Here is a 20,772-nt window from a genome sequence, read left to right on the forward strand (position 1 = left end):
TGAATCATTCCGGTTCGGAAGGAGCCTGGCCTGCATCGACGAGCGCGCGCAGCGCCGCGGCGTCCGCGCGGGCGACGCGGCCGCGCGCGTCGGCCTTCACCGCGCCGCGCAGGTCGTCGCTCGCATACAGCGCAAGATGGATGCCGATCGCATCCACGTCGCGCCGCGGGCGCCACAGGAAACTGAGCGTCTCGACGTCGCCGCGGCCCGCGAAATGCCGCGTCTCGGACACGTCGTACTGGACGTTCTGGTTCAGCAGGTAGATCGCGACGTCCTTCGGGTTGTCGGTGAAGGCCTGCAAATGGATATCCGAATGCGCGTTCGCAGTGCCGTTCAGCACGGCGCCCGTCACATAAGGATGGAACTCGGCGAGCCGGCCCATCCAGTCGAGCGCGATTTCACGCAGGCGGCGCAGTTCGTCCGGCTGCGTGTCGCTCTGGAACAGCGCGAGGTACTCGCGCAGTTCTTCCTCGATCTGGTCGTTATCCGGCAGCCATTCGCCGGCAACGCGCGAATCGCCCAGTAACTGGCGCGCGGCCTTGCGCTTCGCGCCGGCATAGTCCTGGCCGTCCTCCGCGATCAGGCGGGCGGCGGACTGGGCGATTTCCTCGCGGACGCGCCGCGGGTCGACAAGAGGTTTGCGAGACATGATCCGGCAATCATACTCGATCGCCACGGCGCCCGAGCGCGGGTGCGGCGGCCCGCCGTCCGAGGGCGCCGGCGCCGCTCGCGCGCATCGTTCGGGCCGCCGGGCATCGCAGGCCGTCAGTTACAATACTGCTCTTTGTGTCGCGGCCAGGTCGTTGGCCGGGCGCCGGCCGCACGGCCTCGCCGGCGCGCCGCACACGCATCCTTTCCGAATCGACGGCGCCCGGCGGCGCGAAAGCATTCCTCTATGCACATCCACATTCTTGGCATCTGCGGCACCTTCATGGGCGGTCTCGCCGTACTCGCACGCGAGGCGGGCCACACGGTGACGGGTTGCGACGCGGGCGTCTATCCGCCGATGAGCACGCAGCTCGAGGCGCAGGGCATCACGCTGATCGAGGGCTACGGCGCCGAGCAGATCGACCTGAAACCGGACCTGTTCGTGATCGGCAACGTCGTCACGCGCGGCAATCCGCTGATGGAGGCAATCCTCGATCGCGGCCTGCCTTACGTGTCGGGTCCGCAGTGGCTCGGCGAGCACGTGCTCGCCGGCAAGTGGGTGCTCGCGGTCGCGGGCACGCACGGCAAGACGACCACGTCGTCGATGCTCGCATGGCTGCTGGAAGATGCCGGCCTGAACCCGGGCTTCCTGATCGGCGGCGTGCCGCTGAACTTCGGCGTGTCCGCGCGGCTCACCGATTCGAGCTTCTTCGTGATCGAAGCCGACGAGTACGACACGGCATTCTTCGACAAGCGCTCGAAGTTCGTGCACTACCGGCCGCGCACCGCGGTACTGAACAACCTCGAATTCGATCACGCCGACATCTTCCCCGATCTCGCCGCGATCGAGACGCAATTCCACCATCTCGTGCGCACCGTGCCGGGCGTCGGGCGGATCGTCACGAACGGCCGCTCGGATGCGCTCGAGCGCGTGCTCGCGCGCGGCTGCTGGAGCGAGGTCGAGCGTTTCGGCGTCGACGGCGGCTGGCAGGCGCTGCCGGCCGAGGACGGCGTGCCGGTCGACGAACGCTTCGCGGTGTATCGCCAAGCCGAGCGCGTCGGCGAAGTCGCGTGGCAGGTGCAAGGCGACCACAACCGGATGAACGCGCTCGCGGCGATCGCCGCCGCGCGCCACGTCGGCGTGCCGCCGGCGCAGGCTGCGGTTTCCCTCGCGTCGTTCCGCAACGTGAAGCGCCGCATGGAAGTGCGCGGCAGCGTGGACGGCGTGACCGTCTACGACGATTTCGCGCACCATCCGACCGCGATCGACACCACGATCGCCGGTCTTCGTGCGCGCATCGGCCGCCAGAATGCCCGCATCCTCGCCGTGCTCGAGCCGCGCTCGAACACGATGAAGCTCGGCGTGATGAAGTCGCAACTGCCGGCGAGCCTGGCCGACGCCGATCTCGTGTTCGGCTACGGCGCGCCGACCGGGCGCGATGCGCTCGGCTGGAATCTCGCCGAGGCGCTCGCGCCGCTCGGCGAGCGCGCGCGCGCATTCGACGATCTGCATCTGCTGGTGAAGGCGGTGGTCGAGGCCGCGCGTCCGGGCGACCACGTGCTCGTGATGAGCAACGGCGGCTTCTGCGGCGTGCACCAGAAGCTGCTCGACGCGCTCGGGAGCCGCCCGTGATCCTGTACCTGCACGGCTTCCGGTCGTCGCCGGAATCGCAGAAGTCGCGGCTGCTCGCCGCGCGGATGGCCGAACTCGGCCGCGCCGACGAGTGGCGGTGCCCGTCGCTGTCGGTGTCGCCGCTGGAGGCGATCGCGGTGGCGGAAGCCGAGGTCGCGGGCGCGCGCGACGTGACCGTGATCGGCAGCTCGCTCGGCGGGTATTACGCGACGTGGCTCGCCGAAAAGCATGGCTGGAAAGCCGTGCTGCTGAATCCGGCGATCGTGCCGCAGCGGGATCTGGAACAACATCTGGGCGAGCAGCCGCTGTGGCACGGCGGCGGCACGATCGTCGTCGAGCGCCGCCACCTGCACGAACTCGACGCGCTGCGCGTGCCGGCGATCACGCGCGCCGACCGCTACTATCTGTTCGCGGCGACCGGCGACGAAGTGCTCGATTACCGCGAGATGCTCGCCCATTACCCGGGCGCGAAAACCCGCGTGATCGACGGCAGCGACCACGGAATCAGCGAATTTGCCGACTATGTCGACGACGTTCTCGCGTTTTGCGACGGAAAGACGTCATAAACCGGCCACGTGCCAATCGAATTCCCATCATCATGCGGCGCCGCCGACGCGGCGCCCGGCAGTCTGAACGAGAGTACTGAGTGAACGTTTTCTTCGAGGAATCGGGCAGTTTCAAGGCGGGCAGCGTGCTGTCGCGCCAGGGCGACGCATTTCAGGTCGAGTTGCCCGGCGGGCGGCGCGCGAAGGTGCGCGCGAAAGACGTGCTGATCGAATTCGACAAGCCGGCTGCAGGCGAACTGATGCAGGAGGCCGACACGGCCGCGCAGCAGATCGATCTGGACTTCCTGTGGGAATGCGCGCCGGCCGACGAGTTCGCGTATACGGCGCTCGCCGCCGAATACTTCGGCGCGACGTACGGCCCGGTCGAGCGCGCGGCGCTGGTGCTGCGGCTGCACGGCTCGCCCGTCTATTTCCGCCGCAAGGGGCGCGGCCAGTACCAGCGCGCGCCGGAAGAGCAGCTCAAGATGGCGCTCGCGTCGCTCGAGCGCAAGCGCCAGCAGGCGCTCGTGCAGGCGCAGTATGAAGAAGAGCTGAAGGCGGGCAAGCTGCCGGAAGCGTTCGCGGGCAAGGTGCTCGGGCTGCTGACGCGGCCGGACAAGAATTCGATCGAATACAAGGCGATGGAAGCGGCGGCCGGCGCGCGCGGCGTGTCGCCGGCGCGGCTGATGCTCGACTGCGGCGGCATCGAGTCGCCGCGTGCGCTGCACGAAGCGCGCTTCCTCGCGGAATTTTTCCCGCACGGCACCGGCTTTCCGCCCGTCACGGTCGGCCCGCTGCCGGACGACCTGCCGCGCGCGAACGTCGAGGCGTTCTCGATCGACGACATCACGACGACCGAAATCGACGACGCTTTCTCGGTCGAGCACCTGGCCGACGGCCGGGTGCGGATCGGCGTGCACATTGCGGCGCCGGCGCTCGGCATCGTGCGCGGCGATCCGGTCGACGCGATCGCGCGCGCGCGCCTGTCGACCGTCTACATGCCGGGCGACAAGATCACGATGCTGCCGGACGACGTCGTCGACGTGTTCACGCTGAAAGAGGGCGATTACCGGCCGGCGCTGTCGCTGTACATCATCGTGAACCGCGACACGCAGGACATCGTCGCGAACGAGACCCGCGCCGAGCTCGTGTTCGTGAAGAACAACCTGCGCCACAACACGCTCGACGAGCTCGTCAACGAAGAGACGCTCGCGGCCGGCACCGGCGACTACCCGCACAAGGACGACATCGCCGTGCTGTGGCCGCTCGCGCAGGCGCTGTTCGAGAAGCGCCAGGTCGCGCGCGCGGGCTACGGCCTGAAGCGCGAAGTGCAGCGCAACACCGACTACAACTTCTACGTCGAAGGCGAGCACGTGACGATCACGCCGCGCCGCCGCGGCTCGCCGCTCGACCTGATCGTGTCGGAGCTCGCGATCCTCGCGAACTCGACCTGGGGCGCGTTCCTGCACGATCACACGGTGCCCGGCATCTACCGGTCCCAGCGCGGCTTCGGCGCGCCGGGCCCGAAGCGCACGCGGATGCAGACGACGGCCGCGCCGCACGAAGGCCTCGGCGTCGCGCAGTACGCGTGGAGCACGTCGCCGCTGCGCCGCTACGTCGACCTCGTGAACCAGTGGCAACTGCTCGCGTGCGTGCAGCACGGCGTCACCGCGAAGCTCGCCGCGCCGTTCAAGCCGAAGGACGCCGATCTCTACGCGGTCGTGCAGGGCTTCGACGATACGTACACGGCCTACGCCGACTACCAGCGCCGGATGGAGTACTTCTGGTGCCTGCGCTGGCTCAAGCAGGAGCAGAAGAAGCAGGTCGTCGCGAGCGTCGTCAAGGGCGATCTCGTGCGCCTCGAGGAAATCCCGCTGCTGCTGCACGTGCCGGGACTCGGCGTGCATGCGCGCGGCACGCGCGTGCTGCTCGACGTGATGTCGCTCGACGAACTGACGATCGAGGCGTCGGTGCGTCTGCTGAACGTGCTCGACGCGCCGACCGTGACGAGCGGCGATACGGCCGAGGCCGACGAAGAGGATGATGCCGAAGGCGGCGACGACACGCTGGTCGACGCGGAAGACGCGTCGGCGCAAACCGAGGCCGAAGCGCTGGCCGAATCGGGCGACGCGGCGGCACAGGGCGGCGAAGCCGCGAGCGGCAACGACGGCGAAGAGGGACGCACATCATGAACGCAGTTGCGTCGACGAGCGGCACGGACCGCTATGTCGTGTTCGGCAACCCGGTGGCGCACAGCAAGTCGCCGTTCATCCACGCGCAGTTCGCCGCCCAGACCGGCGAGCCGATCGAGTACGCGCACCGGCTCGCGCCGGTCGACGGATTCGAGGCCGCCGTGCGCGCGTTCGTCGCCGAAGGCGGTCGCGGCGCGAACGTGACGGTGCCGTTCAAGCTCGACGCGCATGCGCTCGCCGACACGCTGTCGCCGCGCGCGGCGGCGGCAGGCGCGGTGAACACGCTGCGCATCGACGCCGACGGCCGCCTTTACGGCGACAACACCGACGGCGTGGGCCTCGTGCGCGACATCGAAGCGAATCTCGGCGTGTCGCTCGCGGGTGCGCGCATCCTGCTGCTCGGCGCGGGCGGCGCCGCGCGCGGCGTCGTGCTGCCGCTGCTCGACCGCGCGCCGCTGTCGATCGGAATCGTCAATCGCACCGCGAGCAAGGCCGAGGCGCTCGTCGGCCAGTTCATGCAGGCCGCGCACGATGCGGGCTGCATGCTCGCGGGCGGCGGGCCCGGCGTCGTGCGGGCCGAGCCGTACGACGTGGTGATCAATGCGACGGCCGGCAGCCTCGATGCCGCGCTGCCGGAATGCGACGCGGCCGCGTTCGGCGCCGGCACGCTCGCGTACGACATGATGTACGGCGCGCAGCCGACCGTGTTCATGCAGCACGCGGCGTCGCTCGGCGCGCGCACGGCCGACGGGCTCGGGATGCTGGTCGAGCAGGCGGCCGAATCGTTCTTCATCTGGCGCGGCGTGCGGCCGGACGGCGCACCGGTGCTGGCCGCGCTGCGCCAGGCGCTCGCGGCGAGCTGAACGGAGCGCGGCACGTGGCGGCGGTGAGCGGCACGCAGCGTACGCGGACGGTGAGCATCGCGCGCTGGATCGTCTATGCGGGATCGGTGTTCGCGCTCGCGTGGCTCGCGACGCAGCTGTTCTATCTCGCGCAGATCGCGCTGTGGTCGTTCGTGAATCCCGGCTCGACCGCGTTCATGCGCACCGACGCGTGGTGGCTGTCGCGCGACACGCCGCCCGCGCAGATCCGGCACCAGTGGGTGCCGTACGACCAGATCTCGCGCAACCTGAAGCGCGCGCTGATCGCGTCCGAAGATTCGACCTTCGCGACCAACAACGGCTACGACGTCGACGCGATCCTGCAGGCGTGGGAGAAGAACAAGGCGCGCGGCAGGATCGTCGCGGGCGGCTCGACGATCACGCAGCAGCTCGCACGCAACCTGTTCCTGTCGCGCGAGAAAAGCTACATCCGCAAGGGGCAGGAGCTGATCATCACGTGGATGCTCGAAACGGTGCTCGACAAGGAGCGCATTTTCGAGATCTACCTGAATTCGGTCGAATGGGGGCGCGGCGTGTACGGCGCGGAAGCGGCCGCCCATTATTACTACAAGATTCCCGCGAGCCGGCTCGGCGCGTGGCAGTCGGCGCGTCTCGCGGTGATGCTGCCGAAGCCGCGCTGGTTCGATGCGCATCGCGGCTCGGCCTACCAGGCGCAGCGTGCGGCGATCATCGCACGCCGGATGGGCGCGGCCGAGCTGCCGCAATCCGAGTAAGCGGCGCGCCCGCGTCGCTGCGTTGTCCGTTCTGCCGTTCGCGCAGGATTGCTGCGTTGCAGCGCATTCGTGTCATCACCCTTTCGGGCCGCATCCTTTAGACGAATCCGTCTATTTCGCTTTGCTGAGCAATATCGGCGACTGCATGTTTTTGTTGAGCGTCATCGCACGAAACGGGTGCTCTTTTAGTCGTTACCAGTAAACGCGAAAGTCGATGAAAGCGACGTGAAATGCAACGTTTCGCGAATCGAAGCATTCCTGAAAGGTGTGCGCCGCACCCGTTGCGCGCCGAATATTTCCAAATTTTTCAAAGCCGGCGGGCTCGCGTATATTGGCCGGCGCCTCGGCTCATCGGCCGCAATCGAGGCGGGGGGCGGCTTATCCGGCTGCTCGACATAAAAAACATCCGAGAAGGAACGCAACGATGCCAGCGAGCAAAGCGAAGCTGTTGTTGGGAGTGGTGTGTTCTTCGCTGATACTGACGGCCTGCAATGACGACGTGACGTCGTCGTCTGCAGCGAGCGCCGCCAATTCAGCCGACCCTGCCGGTCAGGTCGACCGCGCGTACAACGATCCAAACAGTTATTCGTCGAGCGCCAACGCGTCGCTCGATGCATCCGCCGCGGTCGAAAAGGCCGCCGTCACGCACCATCAGATCACGCTGAACGGCAAGACGATCCGGTACACGGCCACGGCCGGCCACCTCGTCGCACGCAATCCGCAGACGGGCGCGCCCGAAGCCTCGTTCTTCTACGTCGCGTACACGGCCGACAACCAGCCCGCGGCGAAACGGCCCGTCACGTTCCTGTACAACGGCGGCCCCGGCTCGGCGTCGGTGTGGCTGCACCTCGGCTCGTTCGGCCCGCGCCGGATCCAGACCGGCGACCCGAACGCGAACGCGTCGACGTTCCCGTTCGTCGACAACCAGGAAACCCTGCTCGACACGACCGACCTCGTGTTCGTCGATGCGATCGGCACCGGCTTCTCGGAAGCGGTCGCGCCGAACACGAACCAGACGTTCTGGGGCGTCGACCAGGACGCCGGCGCGTTCCGCGATTTCGTGACGCGCTACCTGAGCGTGAACCAGCGCAACGATTCGCCGAAATACCTGTTCGGCGAATCGTACGGGACGCCGCGCACCGACGTGCTCGCGAACCTGCTCGAGACGGCCGGCGTGAAGCTCGACGGCATCGTGCTGCAGTCGTCGATCCTGAACTACAACACGAACTGCGACATGGCGAGCGACTATGTCGGCAACTCGAACAACGGCGCGAGCCCGGTGAGCTGCGCGGGCTTCGTGCCGTCGTATGGCACGGTCGGCGCGTATTACCAGCTCGACAACCCGAACCCGTCGAACCTGCCGCAGTATGCGGACCAGATGCGGCTGCTGACGGCCGGCAGCTACGCGCCCGTCGTGAACGCGTACCTCGCGAGCCATACGCCGCCGCCGCCGAATCTCGTCACGACGATGGCGAATTCGACCGGCGTGAAGCAGGCGTTGTGGAATGCGGACTTCAACGTGGTCCCGACCTTCTTCGACAACAGCTTCCAGCTGTCGCTGGTGCCGGGCACGCTGATCGGCCGCTACGACGCACGCGTGAACGTGCCCGTGTCGAGCCCGCTCGCGGCCGACGGCGATCCGTCCAGCTCGTTCATCACGAAGCCGTTCACCGACACGATCGGCAGCTACCTGCCGAACGAGCTGAAGTACACCGCGCAGTCGGCCTACTCGGTGAGCAGCAATGCGATCAACACGTGGGACTGGACGCACGACGGCCTCGCGATGCCCGACACGATCCCCGATCTGGCCGCGGCGCTGACGCTGAACCCGGCGCTGAAGGTGCTGTCGCTGAACGGCTATCACGACATCGCGACGCCGTTCTACCAGACCGAGCTCGACCTCGCGCGGCTCGGCACGCAACCGAACCTGACGATCAAGGACTATCAGGGCGGGCACATGGTCTATCTCGACGATACGTCGCGTCCGCAGGAGAAAGCCGACCTCGTGACCTTCTACAACGCGGCCGCGCACTGATTGCGCCACGCCGGCGACGGGCGCCCTCGGCGGCGCCGCTCGCCGGCAGTCGACGACCTCATTCCAGACTGGAGCCTGACATGAAGAATCGTTTCATCGTCGTTGCCGCGGCGCTCGTATGCGTCGGCGCCGCCGCATCCGTTTCCGCGTTCGCGCAGGCGAGCGACGCCGCCGCCCCGGCGCGTGCGCGCCAGGCGCAGCTCGGCGATCCGTACGTGCCGCCGGCCGCGCGCCACGCGACCGCCGGCACGCAGACCACCGGCGCCGCGCTGCATGCGCAGGTGGTGCGCAAGCTCGCGCGGCAGTTCAGCGCGGCCGACACGCAGAACACGGGTTCGATCACCGAGTCGCAGGCGCGCGCGGCCGGCCTCGGCTATGTCGCGAACCGCTTCCGGCAGATCGACGCGGGCGGCAGCGGCCGCGTGTCGTTCGCCGACGTCCAGCGCTACATGCAGGCGCGCAGCACGAGCCAGCAGTAAGCGCGGTACGGCATGAACAAACGGGGGCGGAACCTGCGACACGGCAGGTCCCGCCCCCGTATGCATGGCGCGGCCGGCGCAGCGAGCCCGCTGCCTATCCCGCCTGAATTCTCATTATCTGGACAACGCACTCAAATATTGGAGACGAGTGCGTGCGCTCCTACAATCCGAAGCACATCGACAGCTTCGGACCCACGCATCGCGCGGCGCCCGTCGCACACGGAGACACCTTCCATGAAGTTCGCCGGGCGCTTTACTCGGTGCATCGACCGCCGCCACGCCGCCGCACCGGACGCAGTTCCGGCGCCGCGCGAGCGGCTTCACCGATTCCGTTGAAGACGCCCCGTTCCATGACCAAGATGCCAGACTCTCTTGCCCTCGACGCCCGGCGTGCGATGCCGGCCGAACCGTCGCTGACCGACAGCATCGGCGCGACCAGCACGCCGCTCGACCTCGCCGCGCAGCAGGCCGGCACGCAGACGCTGCTGCGCGGCCTCGCGATCCTCGAGGCGATCGCGAACGGTGCGCGCGACATGCGCGCGATCGGCGCCGCGCTCGGCACGACGCGCAGCACGACGCACCGTCTCGTCAGCAGCCTCGTGCAGGCGCGCTATCTGCGCCAGGTGCAGGGCGGCTACCTGCTCGGCCCGAAGCTGATCGAGCTCGGCACGATCGCGCTCGAGCAGATGCCGCTGACCGCGGTGGCGCGCCCGCATCTGGAAGCACTCGCGGAAGCGACGCTCGACACGATCCATCTCGGCGTGCGCGACGGCGACGACGTGCTGTACATCGACAAGATTCCCGGCACGCGCGGCCTTGAGATGCGCTCGCGCGTCGGCCACCGGATGCCGCTTGCGTCGACCGGCATCGGCAAGGCGATGATGCTCGACCTCGATCCGGATCTGTGGCGCTCGCTGTTCGAAGCCGCGCGGCGCGCGCTGGCCGGCGTCAACTTCAAGCCCGACAACCGGCCCGAGACGAGCGCGTTCCTGCAGCGCATGGCCCATTACGCGGCCGGCGGCTATACGTTCGATCTCGAGGAAAACGAGGCGTCGATCCGCTGCGTGGCCGCGCCGATCCGCGACGCATCGGGTGCGATCGTCGCGGCGGTGTCGGTCGCGAGCACGATTCCGTACATGCCGCACGACCGCATGGACGAACTGATTCCGCTCGTGCAGCGCGAAGCGCGAGCCATTTCCGCGGAGCTGGGCTGGAGCCCGCCGCAGGGTACCCGCAGGATCAAACGATGACGACTTCGACCCGGCCCGTTCCGGATGCCAGTTCCGCCTCCCCGTCGCTGATCGCGCTCGACTGGGGCACCACGTCGCTGCGCGCGTATCTGTACGACGCGCACGGCGTGCCGATCGACACGCGCAGCCGGGCGGCCGGCGTGATGCACGTGCCGGGCGGCGGCGCGCGTGCGTTCGACGCGGTGTTCGAGGAAGCGTGCGGCGACTGGCTCGACCGTACGCCCGGCCTGCCGGTGCTCGCCGCCGGGATGGTCGGCAGCGCGCAGGGCTGGCGCGAAGCGCCGTACGTCGCGGTGCCGGCCGGCGCCGACGCGCTCGTCGCAGGTCTCATCACCGTGACGACGGCGCGCGGCACGACGGTTTCGATCGTGCCGGGCGTGATCGCGACGGGCGAATTGCCCGACGTGATGCGCGGCGAAGAAACGCAGATCGTCGGCGCGCTTGCGAGCGATCCCACGCTTGGCGCTGATCGTTCAGGGGTACTGATCGGCCTGCCGGGCACGCATGCGAAATGGGCGTGGGTGAAGGACGGCCTGATCGAACGCTTCCAGACCTTCATGACCGGCGAGCTGTTCGCGGTATTGCGCGACCACACGATCCTCGGCCGCACGATGCGCGCGGGCGAATCACCCGATCGCGCGGCGTTCTTGCGCGGCGTGGCAGTCGCCCGCGGCGCGCAGCGCACGGGCCTGCTCGCGACGATTTTCAGCACGCGCACGCTGGGGCTGACCGACCGGCTCGCCCCCGATGCGCAGGGCGACTACCTGTCCGGCTTGCTGATCGGCCATGAGCTGAACGCGCTCGACGCGATGCTCGCGGAGCGCGGCATCGCGCTCGCGGACCAGCCGCTGCTGCTGATCGGCGACGACGCTTTGTGTTCGCGCTACGTCGATGCGCTCCGGGTATTCGGCCATATGCATGCGCGTGTCGCCCCGCATGCGACCGAGCGCGGCCTGTGGCGGATCGCGTCGCGCGCCGGGCTCGTGCGCGCGGACGGCGAGCCCGTCTGTGCCGACCAGTGAACTGCTTGAAGAGGAATTGCCGATGCCGTCCGACCTGACCTTGCCCGCACCGTACATGCCCCACGCCGCATTGATGCGTGCGTTCGACGCGTGTCCGCTGATCGCGATCATGCGCGGCATCACGCCTGCCGAAGCGGCCGACCATGGCCGTGCGCTGTACGAAGCCGGCTTCCGGATCGTCGAGGTGCCGCTCAACTCGCCGGAGCCGTTCGACAGCATCGCGGCGCTGCGGCGTGCGCTGCCCGACGACATGATCGTCGGCGCGGGCACCGTGCTGCGCGCCGAGTACGTCGACCGCGTGCAGGACGCGGGCGGCGCGCTGATCGTGATGCCGCACAGCGACGCGGCCGTGATCCGCCGCGCGCGCGAGCGCGGGCTCGCGAGCGCGCCGGGCGTCGCGACGCCGACCGAAGCGTTCGCGGCGCTGACGAACGGCGCCGACGTGCTGAAGATGTTCCCGGCCGAGCAGCTCGGCGTGACGGTCGTGAAGGCCTGGCGCGCGGTGATCGACCGCGCGGTGCCGCTGATTCCGGTCGGCGGGATCGCGCCGGACAACATGCAGCCGTTCCTCGACGCCGGCGCGAACGGCTTCGGGCTTGGCTCGGCGCTGTACCGCCCCGGCCAGTCGGCGGACACGACCGCGGCGAATGCGCGCGCGTTCCAGGCCGGCTTGCGCGTCGCGCGCGGCGGAGCCGCATGATGGGCCGCCTCGCGGGCAAGGTCGCGATGGTGACGGGTGCGGGCCGTGGCATCGGCGCCGCGATCGCGCGTGCGTTCGTGCGCGAAGGCGCGGCCGTCGCGCTCGTCGATCTCGACTTCCCGCAGGCGCAGCACACGGCCGCCGCGATCGCACGCGAATGCGACGGCGCGCGCGTGCTGCCGCTGCAGGCGGACGTCGCGCGGCAGCAGGCGGTGCGCGACGCGCTCGCGCAGACGGAAGCGGCGTTCGGCCCGCTCGACGTGCTCGTGAACAACGCGGGCATCAACGTGTTCGCCGATCCGCTGACGATGACCGACGACGATTGGCGCCGCTGCTTCGCGGTCGATCTCGACGGCGTGTGGCACGGCTGCCGCGCGGCGCTGGAGGGCATGGTCGAGCGCGGTCGCGGCAGCATCGTGAACATCGCGTCGACGCATGCATTCAGGATCATCCCGGGCTGCTTTCCGTACCCGGTCGCGAAGCACGGCGTGCTCGGCTTGACGCGTGCGCTCGGCATCGAATACGCGGCGCGCAACGTACGCGTGAACGCGATCGCGCCGGGCTACATCGAGACGCAACTGACGCGCGACTGGTGGGACGCGCAACCCGATCCGGCCGCCGCGCGCGCCGAGACGCTCGCGCTGCAGCCGATGAAGCGCATCGGAAAACCGGAGGAGGTCGCGATGACGGCCGTGTTCCTCGCATCCGACGAGGCGCCGTTCATCAATGCCGCGTGCATCACCGTCGATGGCGGGCGCGCGGCGCTGTATCACGACTGACACGATTGACGTAACGATTCGAAAGACCGCACGTGCGACGGCCGCGCGCACGCTGCGTCGAAACCAACAAGCGGCTGCATCCTGTTCGATGAAAACAAGGAGACACTGGAGATGAAACGCAGAACGTTCGTAACGCTGGCCGCCGCGGCCGCGGTGGTGATGGGCAGCCCGGTCGCGCACGCGGCCGACCCGGTCAAGATCGGCTTCCTCGTGAAGCAGCCGGAAGAGCCGTGGTTCCAGGACGAGTGGAAATTCGCCGAGATCGCCGCGAAGCAGAAGGGCTTCACGCTCGTGAAGATCGGCGCGCCGTCCGGCGAGAAGGTGATGAGCGCGATCGACAACCTGTCCGCGCAGAAGGCGCAGGGCTTCATCATCTGCACGCCCGACGTGAAGCTCGGGCCGGGCATCGTCGCGAAGGCGAAGTCGCACAACCTGAAGATGATGACGGTCGACGACCGCCTCGTCGACGGCGCGGGCAAGCCGATCGACGCGGTGCCGCACATGGGAATTTCCGCGTACAACATCGGCAAGCAGGTCGGCGACGGCATCGCGGCCGAGATCAAGAAGCGCGGCTGGGACATGAAGGACGTCGGCGCGATCGACATCACCTACGAGCAGCTGCCGACCGCGCACGACCGCACGAGCGGCGCGACCGACGCGCTGGTCGCCGCCGGCTTCCCGAAGGCGAACGTGATCGCGGCGCCGCAGGCGAAGACCGACACCGAGAACGCGTTCAACGCGGCGAACATCGCGCTGACCAAGAACCCGCAGTTCAAGCACTGGGTCGCGTACGGCCTGAACGACGAGGCCGTGCTCGGCGCGGTGCGCGCGGCCGAAGGGCGCGGCTTCAAGGCCGACAACATGATCGGCATCGGTATCGGCGGTTCCGATTCGGCGTTGAACGAGTTCAAGAAGCCGCAGCCGACGGGCTTCTACGGCACCGTGATCATCAGCCCGAAGCGCCACGGCGAGGAAACCTCGGATCTGATGTACACGTGGATCACGCAGGGCAAGGCGCCGCCGCCGTTGACGCTGACGACGGGCATGCTCGCGACGCGCGACAACGTGTCGAAGGTGCGCGAGGAGATGGGGCTCGCGTCGAAGTAAGCGGCCCGCCGGCTGCCGCGGCGACGCGGCGGCCGGCGGTCGATGGATCTGGAAGTGGGGAGACGACGTGTCAGCGGCACTGCGTTTTGACAATATCGGCAAGGTATTTCCCGGCGTGCGCGCACTCGACGGCATTTCGTTCGACGTGCATGCGGGCGAGGTGCATGGCCTGATGGGCGAGAACGGCGCGGGCAAGTCGACGCTGTTGAAGATTCTCGGCGGCGAATATCAGCCCGATGCGGGCAGCGTGCTGGTCGACGGCCAGCCCGTGCAGTTCGCGAATGCGGCCGCGTCGATCGCGGCCGGCATCGCGGTGATTCACCAGGAATTGCAGTACGTGCCCGACCTGACGGTCGCGGAGAACCTGTTGCTCGGCCGCCTGCCGAATGCGTTCGGCTGGGTCAGGAAGCGCGAGGCGAAGCGTTACGTGCGCGAGCGGCTCGCCGAGATGGGCGTGGACCTCGATCCCGACGCGCGGCTCGGGCGGCTGTCGATCGCGCAGCGACAGATGGTCGAGATCTGCAAGGCGCTGATGCGCAATGCGCGCGTGATCGCGCTCGACGAACCGACGAGCTCGCTGTCGCATCGCGAGACGGAAGTGCTGTTCAAGCTGGTCGACGACCTGCGCGCGCAGGGCCGTGCGCTGATCTACATCTCGCACCGGATGGACGAGATCTACCGGCTGTGCGACGCGTGCACGATCTTTCGCGACGGGCGCAAGATCGCGTCGCACGAAGCGCTGGCCGACGTGCCGCGCGAGCGGCTGGTCGCCGAGATGGTCGGGCGCGAGATCGCGGACATCTACCATTACGCGCCGCGCGCGCTCGGCGACGTGCGGTTCTCCGCCGAAGGCGTCGACGGCCCGGCATTGCGCGAACCCGCGAGCTTCTCGGTGCGCGCGGGCGAGATCGTCGGCTTCTTCGGGCTCGTCGGCGCGGGCCGCAGCGAACTGATGCGGCTCGTGTACGGCGCGGACCGCCGGCGCGCGGGCGTGCTGACGCTCGACGGCAAGCGCATCGACGTGAAGCGCACCGGCGACGCGATCCGCCACGGCATCGTGCTGTGCCCCGAGGATCGCAAGGAAGAAGGGATCATCGCGATCGCGTCGGTCGCCGAGAACATCAACATCAGCTGCCGCCGCCATTCGCTGCGCGCGGGGCTGTTCATCAACGGCAAGACCGAAAGCGCGACGGCCGACCGCTTCATCCAGCGGCTGAAGATCAAGACGCCGAACCGGCGGCAGAAGATCCGCTTCCTGTCGGGCGGCAACCAGCAGAAGGCGATCCTGTCGCGCTGGCTCGCGGAGCCCGACCTGAAGGTCGTGATCCTCGACGAGCCGACGCGCGGGATCGACGTCGGCGCGAAGCACGAGATCTACGACGTGATCTACCGGCTCGCGGAGCGCGGCTGCGCGATCGTGATGGTGTCGTCGGAACTGCCGGAAGTGCTCGGCGTGTCCGACCGCATCGTCGTGATGCGCGAAGGCCGGATCGCCGGCGAGCTGCCGCGCGCCGACGCGAACGAGCACGCGGTGCTGAACCTCGCGCTGCCGCAGACGAGCGCGGTCGAGGCAGCCTGACGCGGCCGGCTACGTCCGGACAAGCCCGGGACATTCGAATCGAACACGCGCGGCGCGGGCCGCGCGATGCAGGAGCAGGAGACACACCATGCAAGCCAACGAAAACCTTGCCAGCGCCGCAGTGAAGTCGGCCGACGCGCTGGTGCCGCAGCAGAGCGACCGCCAGAAGTGGTGGCAGCATCTGACCGAATACAGCCTGATCGCGATCTTCGCGGTGATGTTCATCACGATGTCGCTGACCGTCGATCACTTCTTCTCGATCGACAACATGCTCGGCCTCGCGCTGTCGATCTCGCAGATCGGCATGGTCGCGTGCACGATGATGTTCTGTCTCGCGTCGCGCGACTTCGACCTGTCGATCGGCTCGACCGTCGCGTTCTCGGGCGTGCTGTGCGCGATGGTGCTGAACGCAACCGACAACACGTTCGTCGCGATCGTCGCGGCGGTCGCGGCCGGCGCCGCGATCGGCTTCGTGAACGGCGCGGTGATCGCGTATCTGCGGATCAACGCGCTGATCACGACGCTCGCGACGATGGAGATCGTGCGCGGGCTCGGCTTCATCGTGTCGAAGGGGCAGGCGGTCGGCGTGTCGTCGGATACGTTCATCGCGCTCGGCGGGCTGTCGATGTTCGGCGTGTCGCTGCCGATCTGGGTCACGCTGCTGTGCTTCATCGGCTTCGGCGTGCTGCTGAACCAGACCGTCTATGGCCGCAACACGCTCGCGATCGGCGGCAACCCGGAAGCGTCGCGGCTCGCGGGGATCAACGTCGAACGCACGCGCGTGTACATCTTCCTGATCCAGGGTGCGGTGACCGCGCTCGCGGGCGTGATTCTCGCGTCGCGCATCACGTCGGGCCAGCCGAACGCCGCGCAAGGCTTCGAGCTGAACGTGATCTCCGCGTGCGTGCTCGGCGGCGTGTCGCTGATGGGCGGCCGCGCGACGATCTCGGGCGTCGTGATCGGCGTGCTGATCATGGGCACCGTGGAGAACGTGATGAACCTGCTGAACATCGACGCGTTCTACCAGTACCTGGTGCGCGGCGCGATCCTGCTCGCGGCCGTGCTGCTCGACCAGCTGAAGAACCGCGGCGTACGCGACTGACCGACCTGTTTCCACGGAGACGATCCGCATGACCATCGATACATCAGTGCACGGCGCGAACACGGCGGCGAGCGACGCGCGCTTCGCGCGCTACCCGAGCCTCGAGGATCGCGCGGTGCTGATCACGGGCGGCGCGACCGGCATCGGCGCGTCGTTCGTCGAGCACTTCGCCGAACAGGGCGCGCGCGTCGCGTTCGTCGACCTCGACGCGGCGGCCGGCGCCGCGCTGGCCGAACGCCTCGCGCACGTGCGGCATGCGCCGCTGTTCCTGTCCTGCGACCTGACCGACATCGACGCGCTGCGCCGCGCGATCGACGCGATCCGCGCACGCATCGGCGCGATCGCGGTGCTCGTGAACAACGCGGCGAACGACACGCGCCACACGATCGGCGACGTGACGCCCGCGTCGTTCGACGCGGGCATCGCGGTGAACCTGCGTCACCAGTTCTTCGCCGCACAGGCGGTGATCGACGACATGAAGCGGCAGGGCGGCGGCGCGATCATCAATCTCGGCTCGATCAGCTGGATGCTGAAGAACGGCGGCTATCCCGTCTACGTGATGGCGAAGGCGGCCGTGCAGGGCCTGACGCGCGGCCTCGCGCGCGATCTCGGCCCGTTCGGCATCCGCGTGAATTCGCTGGTGCCCGGTTGGGTGATGACCGACAAGCAGCGCCGGCTGTGGCTCGACGACGCGGGCCGGGCGGCGATCAAGGCCGGCCAGTGCATCGACGCCGAACTGCTGCCGGCCGATCTCGCGCGGATGGCGCTGTTTCTCGCGGCCGACGACAGCCGGATGATCACCGCGCAGGACGTGATCGTCGACGGCGGCTGGGCCTGACCGCTCGCACGACCTGCATCGTTTCTTCGACGAAGGAAAGGAGCTCACCATGACCGCCACGTCCTCGCGCGCATCGTCGTCCACCAGCCAGTCGCGCCGCGCGCGCCTGGCGGCCGCCGCCCAGCCGGTCAGCCCCGGCCCGCAGACGGCCGTGTTCGCGCAGGGCGTCGGCGCCGCGCATGCGGCGGTCGTCACGCTGTCGAACGCATCGCTGCGGCTCGACGTGCTGCCGCACCTCGGCGGCGGCATCGCGCGCTTCGACTGGCGCGGCGACAACGGCGTGCTGATGCCGGTGTTCCGCCGGTGCGAGCACCCGGAGACGGCGACGGACCCGGACGAGCTCGCGTGCTATCCGCTGCTGCCGTACTCGAACCGGATCGGCGACGGGCGCTTCGAATGCGACGGGCGCAAGGTCGCGGTGCCGCGCAACCGCCGCGACGAGCCGCTGCCGATCCATGGCGACGGCTGGCTCGCGCCGTGGCAGGTGGACGATGCGACCGACACGTCGCTGCAACTGTCGCTCGACCGCGCCGCCGGCGCGCCGTACGCGTTCCGTGCGATCCAGTCGTTCGAACTCGACGACGCGACGCTGTCGATCGCGCTGACGATCGAGAACGCGGGCCGCGCGCGGCTGCCGTTCGGGCTCGGCGTGCATCCGTTCCTCGTGCGCGATGCGGCGACCGAACTCGCCGCGGCGGCGGGCGGGCTGTGGTTGTCGGGCGCCGATTTCCTGCCGGTGCGGCACGTCAGCGTGCCGCCGGCCTGGCAGTTCGGCGTCGCGTATCCGCTGCCGGCCACGCTCGTCAATCACGCGTTCACCGGCTGGGGCGGCCACGCGACGGTGAGCTGGCCGCGCCGCCGGCTGTCGCTGACCGTCGCAGCCGACGCCGACGCGTACGTGCTCTATACGCCGCCGGGCGCGGATTTCTTCTGCTTCGAGCCGGTCGATCATCCGATCAATGCGGTGAACCTGCCGGGCGGCGCGAGCGCGCACGGGATGACGCTGCTCGCGCCCGGCGAGCGGCTCACGCGGCGTTTCGCGTTCACCGTCGGGCGCACCGATGTGCGCAGCAATGCCGCGACACGCGAGGGACACCGGCGACGCGGGTAAAATACGCGGTCTACCAACGGTTTGCCGCGAGTATCCGCCATGTCTTCCCCGCTTACTTTCATTGAATCGCTGCGCGCCGCGTGGCAGCGCACGAATTCGCTGCTGTGCGTCGGCCTCGATCCCGAGCCGTCGCGCTTTCCCGTGCAGTTCGACGGCCAGCCCGACGCGATCTTCGAATTCTGCCGGCAGATCGTCGACGCGACCGCGCAGTACGCGAGCGCGTTCAAGCCGCAAATCGCGTACTTCGCCGCGCATCGCGCGGAAGACCAGCTCGAGCGGCTGATCGCGCATATCCATCTCCAGCATCCGGGCCTGCCCGTGATCCTCGACGCGAAGCGCGGCGACATCGGCAGCACGGCCGAGCAGTACGCGCGCGAAGCGTTCGAGCGCTATCGCGCGGACGCCGTCACGGTGAACCCGTACATGGGCTACGACTCGGTCGAGCCGTACTTCGAGCATGAAGGCAAGGGCGTGATCGTGCTGTGCCGCACGTCGAACCCGGGCGGCTCGGACCTGCAGTTCCTCGATACGAACGGGCGGCCGCTGTACCAGGTCGTCGCCGATCTCGCGGCGAACAAGTGGAACGCGAGGAACGGCCAGCTCGGCCTCGTGGTCGGCGCGACGTTCCCGAAGGAAATCGAGATCGTGCGCGGGATCGTCGGCGACATGCCGCTGTTGATCCCCGGCATCGGCGCGCAGGGCGGCGACGTGCAGGCGACCGTCAACGCGGGCCGCACGGCCGACGGCACCGGGATGATGATCAACTCGTCGCGCGCGATCCTGTACGCGAGCAAGGGCGAGGATTTCGCTGAAGCCGCGGCGCTTGCCGCGCAGAAGACGCGCGACACGATCAACGCGCATCGCTGAAATACCGGCCGCCCGCCCCGGGCGGCCTTCGACCGCCGCGCCCGCGTCCGCGGGCCGCGCGCGTTCATCGCGTGGTCGCCGTTCTGGCGCACGCGAACAACTTCCCGTCGCTTCCGTATCGCATGCGCGCAATTTAGTCGCGCGATGCTGCCGGTTGTCACCGATCCGTCACAAAAATGTCAAGAAAAGGAGCGACGCCATGCCCAAGCTGTCCCGCCGTCTTCTGAGCACGTTCGCCGCGTCGCTGTGCATGACGTTCGCCCATGCGGCCGACCTGTCGCACTGGCCGGCCGACAGCGCGAAGGCGCTGAACGCGATGATCGCCGCGCACGCGAACCGCGGCGACTACGCGGTGTTCGACGCCGACAACACGACCTACCGCTATGACCTCGAGGAAGCGCTGCTGCCGTATCTCGAGAACCATGGGGTGCTGACGCGCGATTCGCTCGATCCGTCGCTGAAGCTGATCCCGTTCAAGGATTCCGCCGACTACCGGGAATCGCTGACGAGCTACTACTACCGGCTCTGCGAGATCGACGATCTGGTCTGCTATCCGTGGATCGCGCAGGCGTTTGCCGGGCAGTCGCTCGCCGACCTGAAGCGCCACATCGACGCGATGCTCGCCGACGGCAAGCCGATTCCGATCCGCTACTGGCAGGGCGACAAGGTGGTCGACGGCACGGTGAACCCGCCGCGCTTCTTCCGCGGGATGCAGGAGCTGTACAACGCGCTGCGCGAGAACGGGATCGACGTCTACGTGATGACGGCCGCGCACGAGGAGCTCGCGCGGCTCGTGCTGGCCGACCCGAAGTACGGCTACAACGTGAAGCCGCAGAACGTGATCGGCGTGACGACGCTGCTGCGCAACCCGGCGACCGGCGCGCTGACGACGTCGCGGCTGCAGATCAAGGCCGGCAAGTACGACGAGGCTGCGAACCGCAATCTCGTGATCACGCCGTTCCTGATGAACCCGATGACGTGGTACGAAGGCAAGCTCGGTTCGATCGTCGGCTGGATCGATCAGTGGAAGAAGCCGGTGCTCGTCGCGGGCGACACGCCGACGTCCGACGGCTACATGCTGCTGAACGCGACCGACGTCGCGCGCGGCGGCGTGCGCGTGTGGGTCAACAAGAAGGACAAGCAGATGACGCAGATCCGCGCGTGGTCGGACGAATCGGCCGCGAAGCAGAAGGCGCTCGGGCTGCCGGTGACGGCGGACAAGAACTGGATCGTCGTGAAGCCCGACGCGATCCAGTAAGCGAGTAGAGCG

General features: G+C 68.5%; 19 protein-coding genes. 18 read left to right on the plus strand and 1 reads right to left on the minus strand.

Translation table 11 applies throughout. The features are described 5' to 3' along the window. Positions 1–4: 4 nt before the first annotated feature. The gene (locus J8I33_RS10395) at positions 5–649 is read right to left on the minus strand and encodes a UDP-N-acetylmuramate--alanine ligase (protein WP_124556634.1); all 645 of its coding nucleotides are present in this window, start codon (positions 647–649) and stop codon (positions 5–7) included. A gap of 246 nt (positions 650–895) precedes the next feature. On the opposite strand from J8I33_RS10395, the gene mpl reads away from it, so the two are divergent. The 18 genes from mpl to J8I33_RS10485 all read left to right on the plus strand — a co-directional run bounded on the left by mpl (position 896) and on the right by J8I33_RS10485 (position 20,760). Beyond that, positions 896–2,281: a UDP-N-acetylmuramate:L-alanyl-gamma-D-glutamyl-meso-diaminopimelate ligase gene (mpl, locus tag J8I33_RS10400; RefSeq protein WP_209935316.1), complete on the plus strand. Its 1,386-nt coding sequence runs from the start codon at positions 896–898 to the stop codon at positions 2,279–2,281. Then, a complete protein-coding gene (locus tag J8I33_RS10405; protein ID WP_050013864.1) occupies positions 2,278–2,847 on the plus strand; it encodes a YqiA/YcfP family alpha/beta fold hydrolase in 570 nt (189 codons plus the stop codon). Before mpl ends, J8I33_RS10405 begins: the two co-directional genes overlap by 4 nt. A gap of 80 nt (positions 2,848–2,927) precedes the next feature. Beyond that, on the plus strand, positions 2,928–5,018 hold the full coding sequence (locus J8I33_RS10410) for an RNB domain-containing ribonuclease (RefSeq protein WP_209935322.1): 2,091 nt from the start codon (positions 2,928–2,930) through the stop codon (positions 5,016–5,018). Next, positions 5,015–5,881 carry a shikimate dehydrogenase gene (gene aroE, locus J8I33_RS10415; protein ID WP_050013862.1) on the plus strand — a complete coding sequence of 289 codons (867 nt, stop codon included), beginning with the start codon at positions 5,015–5,017 and terminating at the stop codon, positions 5,879–5,881. The genes J8I33_RS10410 and aroE overlap by 4 nt, the downstream gene beginning before the upstream one ends. A 14-nt stretch (positions 5,882–5,895) precedes the next feature. Continuing rightward, positions 5,896–6,633, plus strand: a complete 738-nt coding sequence (gene mtgA, locus J8I33_RS10420; protein ID WP_050013861.1) for a monofunctional biosynthetic peptidoglycan transglycosylase — start codon at positions 5,896–5,898, stop codon at positions 6,631–6,633. A 424-nt stretch (positions 6,634–7,057) separates the two neighbouring features. Continuing rightward, the gene (locus J8I33_RS10425; RefSeq protein ID WP_209935327.1) at positions 7,058–8,668 is read left to right on the plus strand and encodes a peptidase S10; all 1,611 of its coding nucleotides are present in this window, start codon (positions 7,058–7,060) and stop codon (positions 8,666–8,668) included. Between the two features lie 80 nt (positions 8,669–8,748). Further along, positions 8,749–9,147, plus strand: a complete 399-nt coding sequence (locus tag J8I33_RS10430) for an EF-hand domain-containing protein (protein WP_209935332.1) — start codon at positions 8,749–8,751, stop codon at positions 9,145–9,147. A gap of 350 nt (positions 9,148–9,497) precedes the next feature. Further along, the gene (locus tag J8I33_RS10435; RefSeq protein WP_050013858.1) at positions 9,498–10,397 is read left to right on the plus strand and encodes an IclR family transcriptional regulator; all 900 of its coding nucleotides are present in this window, start codon (positions 9,498–9,500) and stop codon (positions 10,395–10,397) included. Next, positions 10,394–11,419: a 2-dehydro-3-deoxygalactonokinase gene (locus tag J8I33_RS10440; protein WP_050013857.1), complete on the plus strand. Its 1,026-nt coding sequence runs from the start codon at positions 10,394–10,396 to the stop codon at positions 11,417–11,419. Before J8I33_RS10435 ends, J8I33_RS10440 begins: the two co-directional genes overlap by 4 nt. Before the next feature lie 22 nt (positions 11,420–11,441). Then, on the plus strand, positions 11,442–12,119 hold the full coding sequence (locus J8I33_RS10445; RefSeq protein ID WP_124556651.1) for a 2-dehydro-3-deoxy-6-phosphogalactonate aldolase: 678 nt from the start codon (positions 11,442–11,444) through the stop codon (positions 12,117–12,119). After that, entirely contained in the window at positions 12,119–12,898 is a 780-nt protein-coding gene (locus tag J8I33_RS10450) for an SDR family oxidoreductase (RefSeq protein WP_050013855.1), read from the plus strand. The genes J8I33_RS10445 and J8I33_RS10450 overlap by 1 nt, the downstream gene beginning before the upstream one ends. A 111-nt stretch (positions 12,899–13,009) precedes the next feature. After that, a complete protein-coding gene (locus J8I33_RS10455) occupies positions 13,010–14,005 on the plus strand; it encodes an arabinose ABC transporter substrate-binding protein (protein WP_050013854.1) in 996 nt (331 codons plus the stop codon). Between the two features lie 67 nt (positions 14,006–14,072). Beyond that, the gene (gene araG / locus J8I33_RS10460) at positions 14,073–15,584 is read left to right on the plus strand and encodes an L-arabinose ABC transporter ATP-binding protein AraG (protein WP_124556636.1); all 1,512 of its coding nucleotides are present in this window, start codon (positions 14,073–14,075) and stop codon (positions 15,582–15,584) included. Between the two features lie 88 nt (positions 15,585–15,672). Further along, positions 15,673–16,686 (plus strand): L-arabinose ABC transporter permease AraH, encoded by a 1,014-nt coding sequence (gene araH, locus J8I33_RS10465; protein ID WP_069616785.1) that lies wholly within the window; start codon positions 15,673–15,675, stop codon positions 16,684–16,686. Positions 16,687–16,714: 28 nt separating this feature from the next. Further along, positions 16,715–17,524: an SDR family oxidoreductase gene (locus J8I33_RS10470; RefSeq protein WP_050013851.1), complete on the plus strand. Its 810-nt coding sequence runs from the start codon at positions 16,715–16,717 to the stop codon at positions 17,522–17,524. A 49-nt stretch (positions 17,525–17,573) separates the two neighbouring features. After that, positions 17,574–18,635: an aldose 1-epimerase gene (locus tag J8I33_RS10475; protein WP_209935337.1), complete on the plus strand. Its 1,062-nt coding sequence runs from the start codon at positions 17,574–17,576 to the stop codon at positions 18,633–18,635. Between the two features lie 39 nt (positions 18,636–18,674). Beyond that, positions 18,675–19,502: an orotidine-5'-phosphate decarboxylase gene (gene pyrF / locus J8I33_RS10480; protein ID WP_050013849.1), complete on the plus strand. Its 828-nt coding sequence runs from the start codon at positions 18,675–18,677 to the stop codon at positions 19,500–19,502. A 199-nt stretch (positions 19,503–19,701) separates the two neighbouring features. Next, positions 19,702–20,760 (plus strand): haloacid dehalogenase-like hydrolase, encoded by a 1,059-nt coding sequence (locus J8I33_RS10485; protein WP_209935345.1) that lies wholly within the window; start codon positions 19,702–19,704, stop codon positions 20,758–20,760. Positions 20,761–20,772: the final 12 nt, after the last annotated feature.

It is taken from the genome of Burkholderia sp. AcTa6-5, from assembly GCF_017815075.1.
GTDB lineage: Bacteria > Pseudomonadota > Gammaproteobacteria > Burkholderiales > Burkholderiaceae > Burkholderia > Burkholderia sola.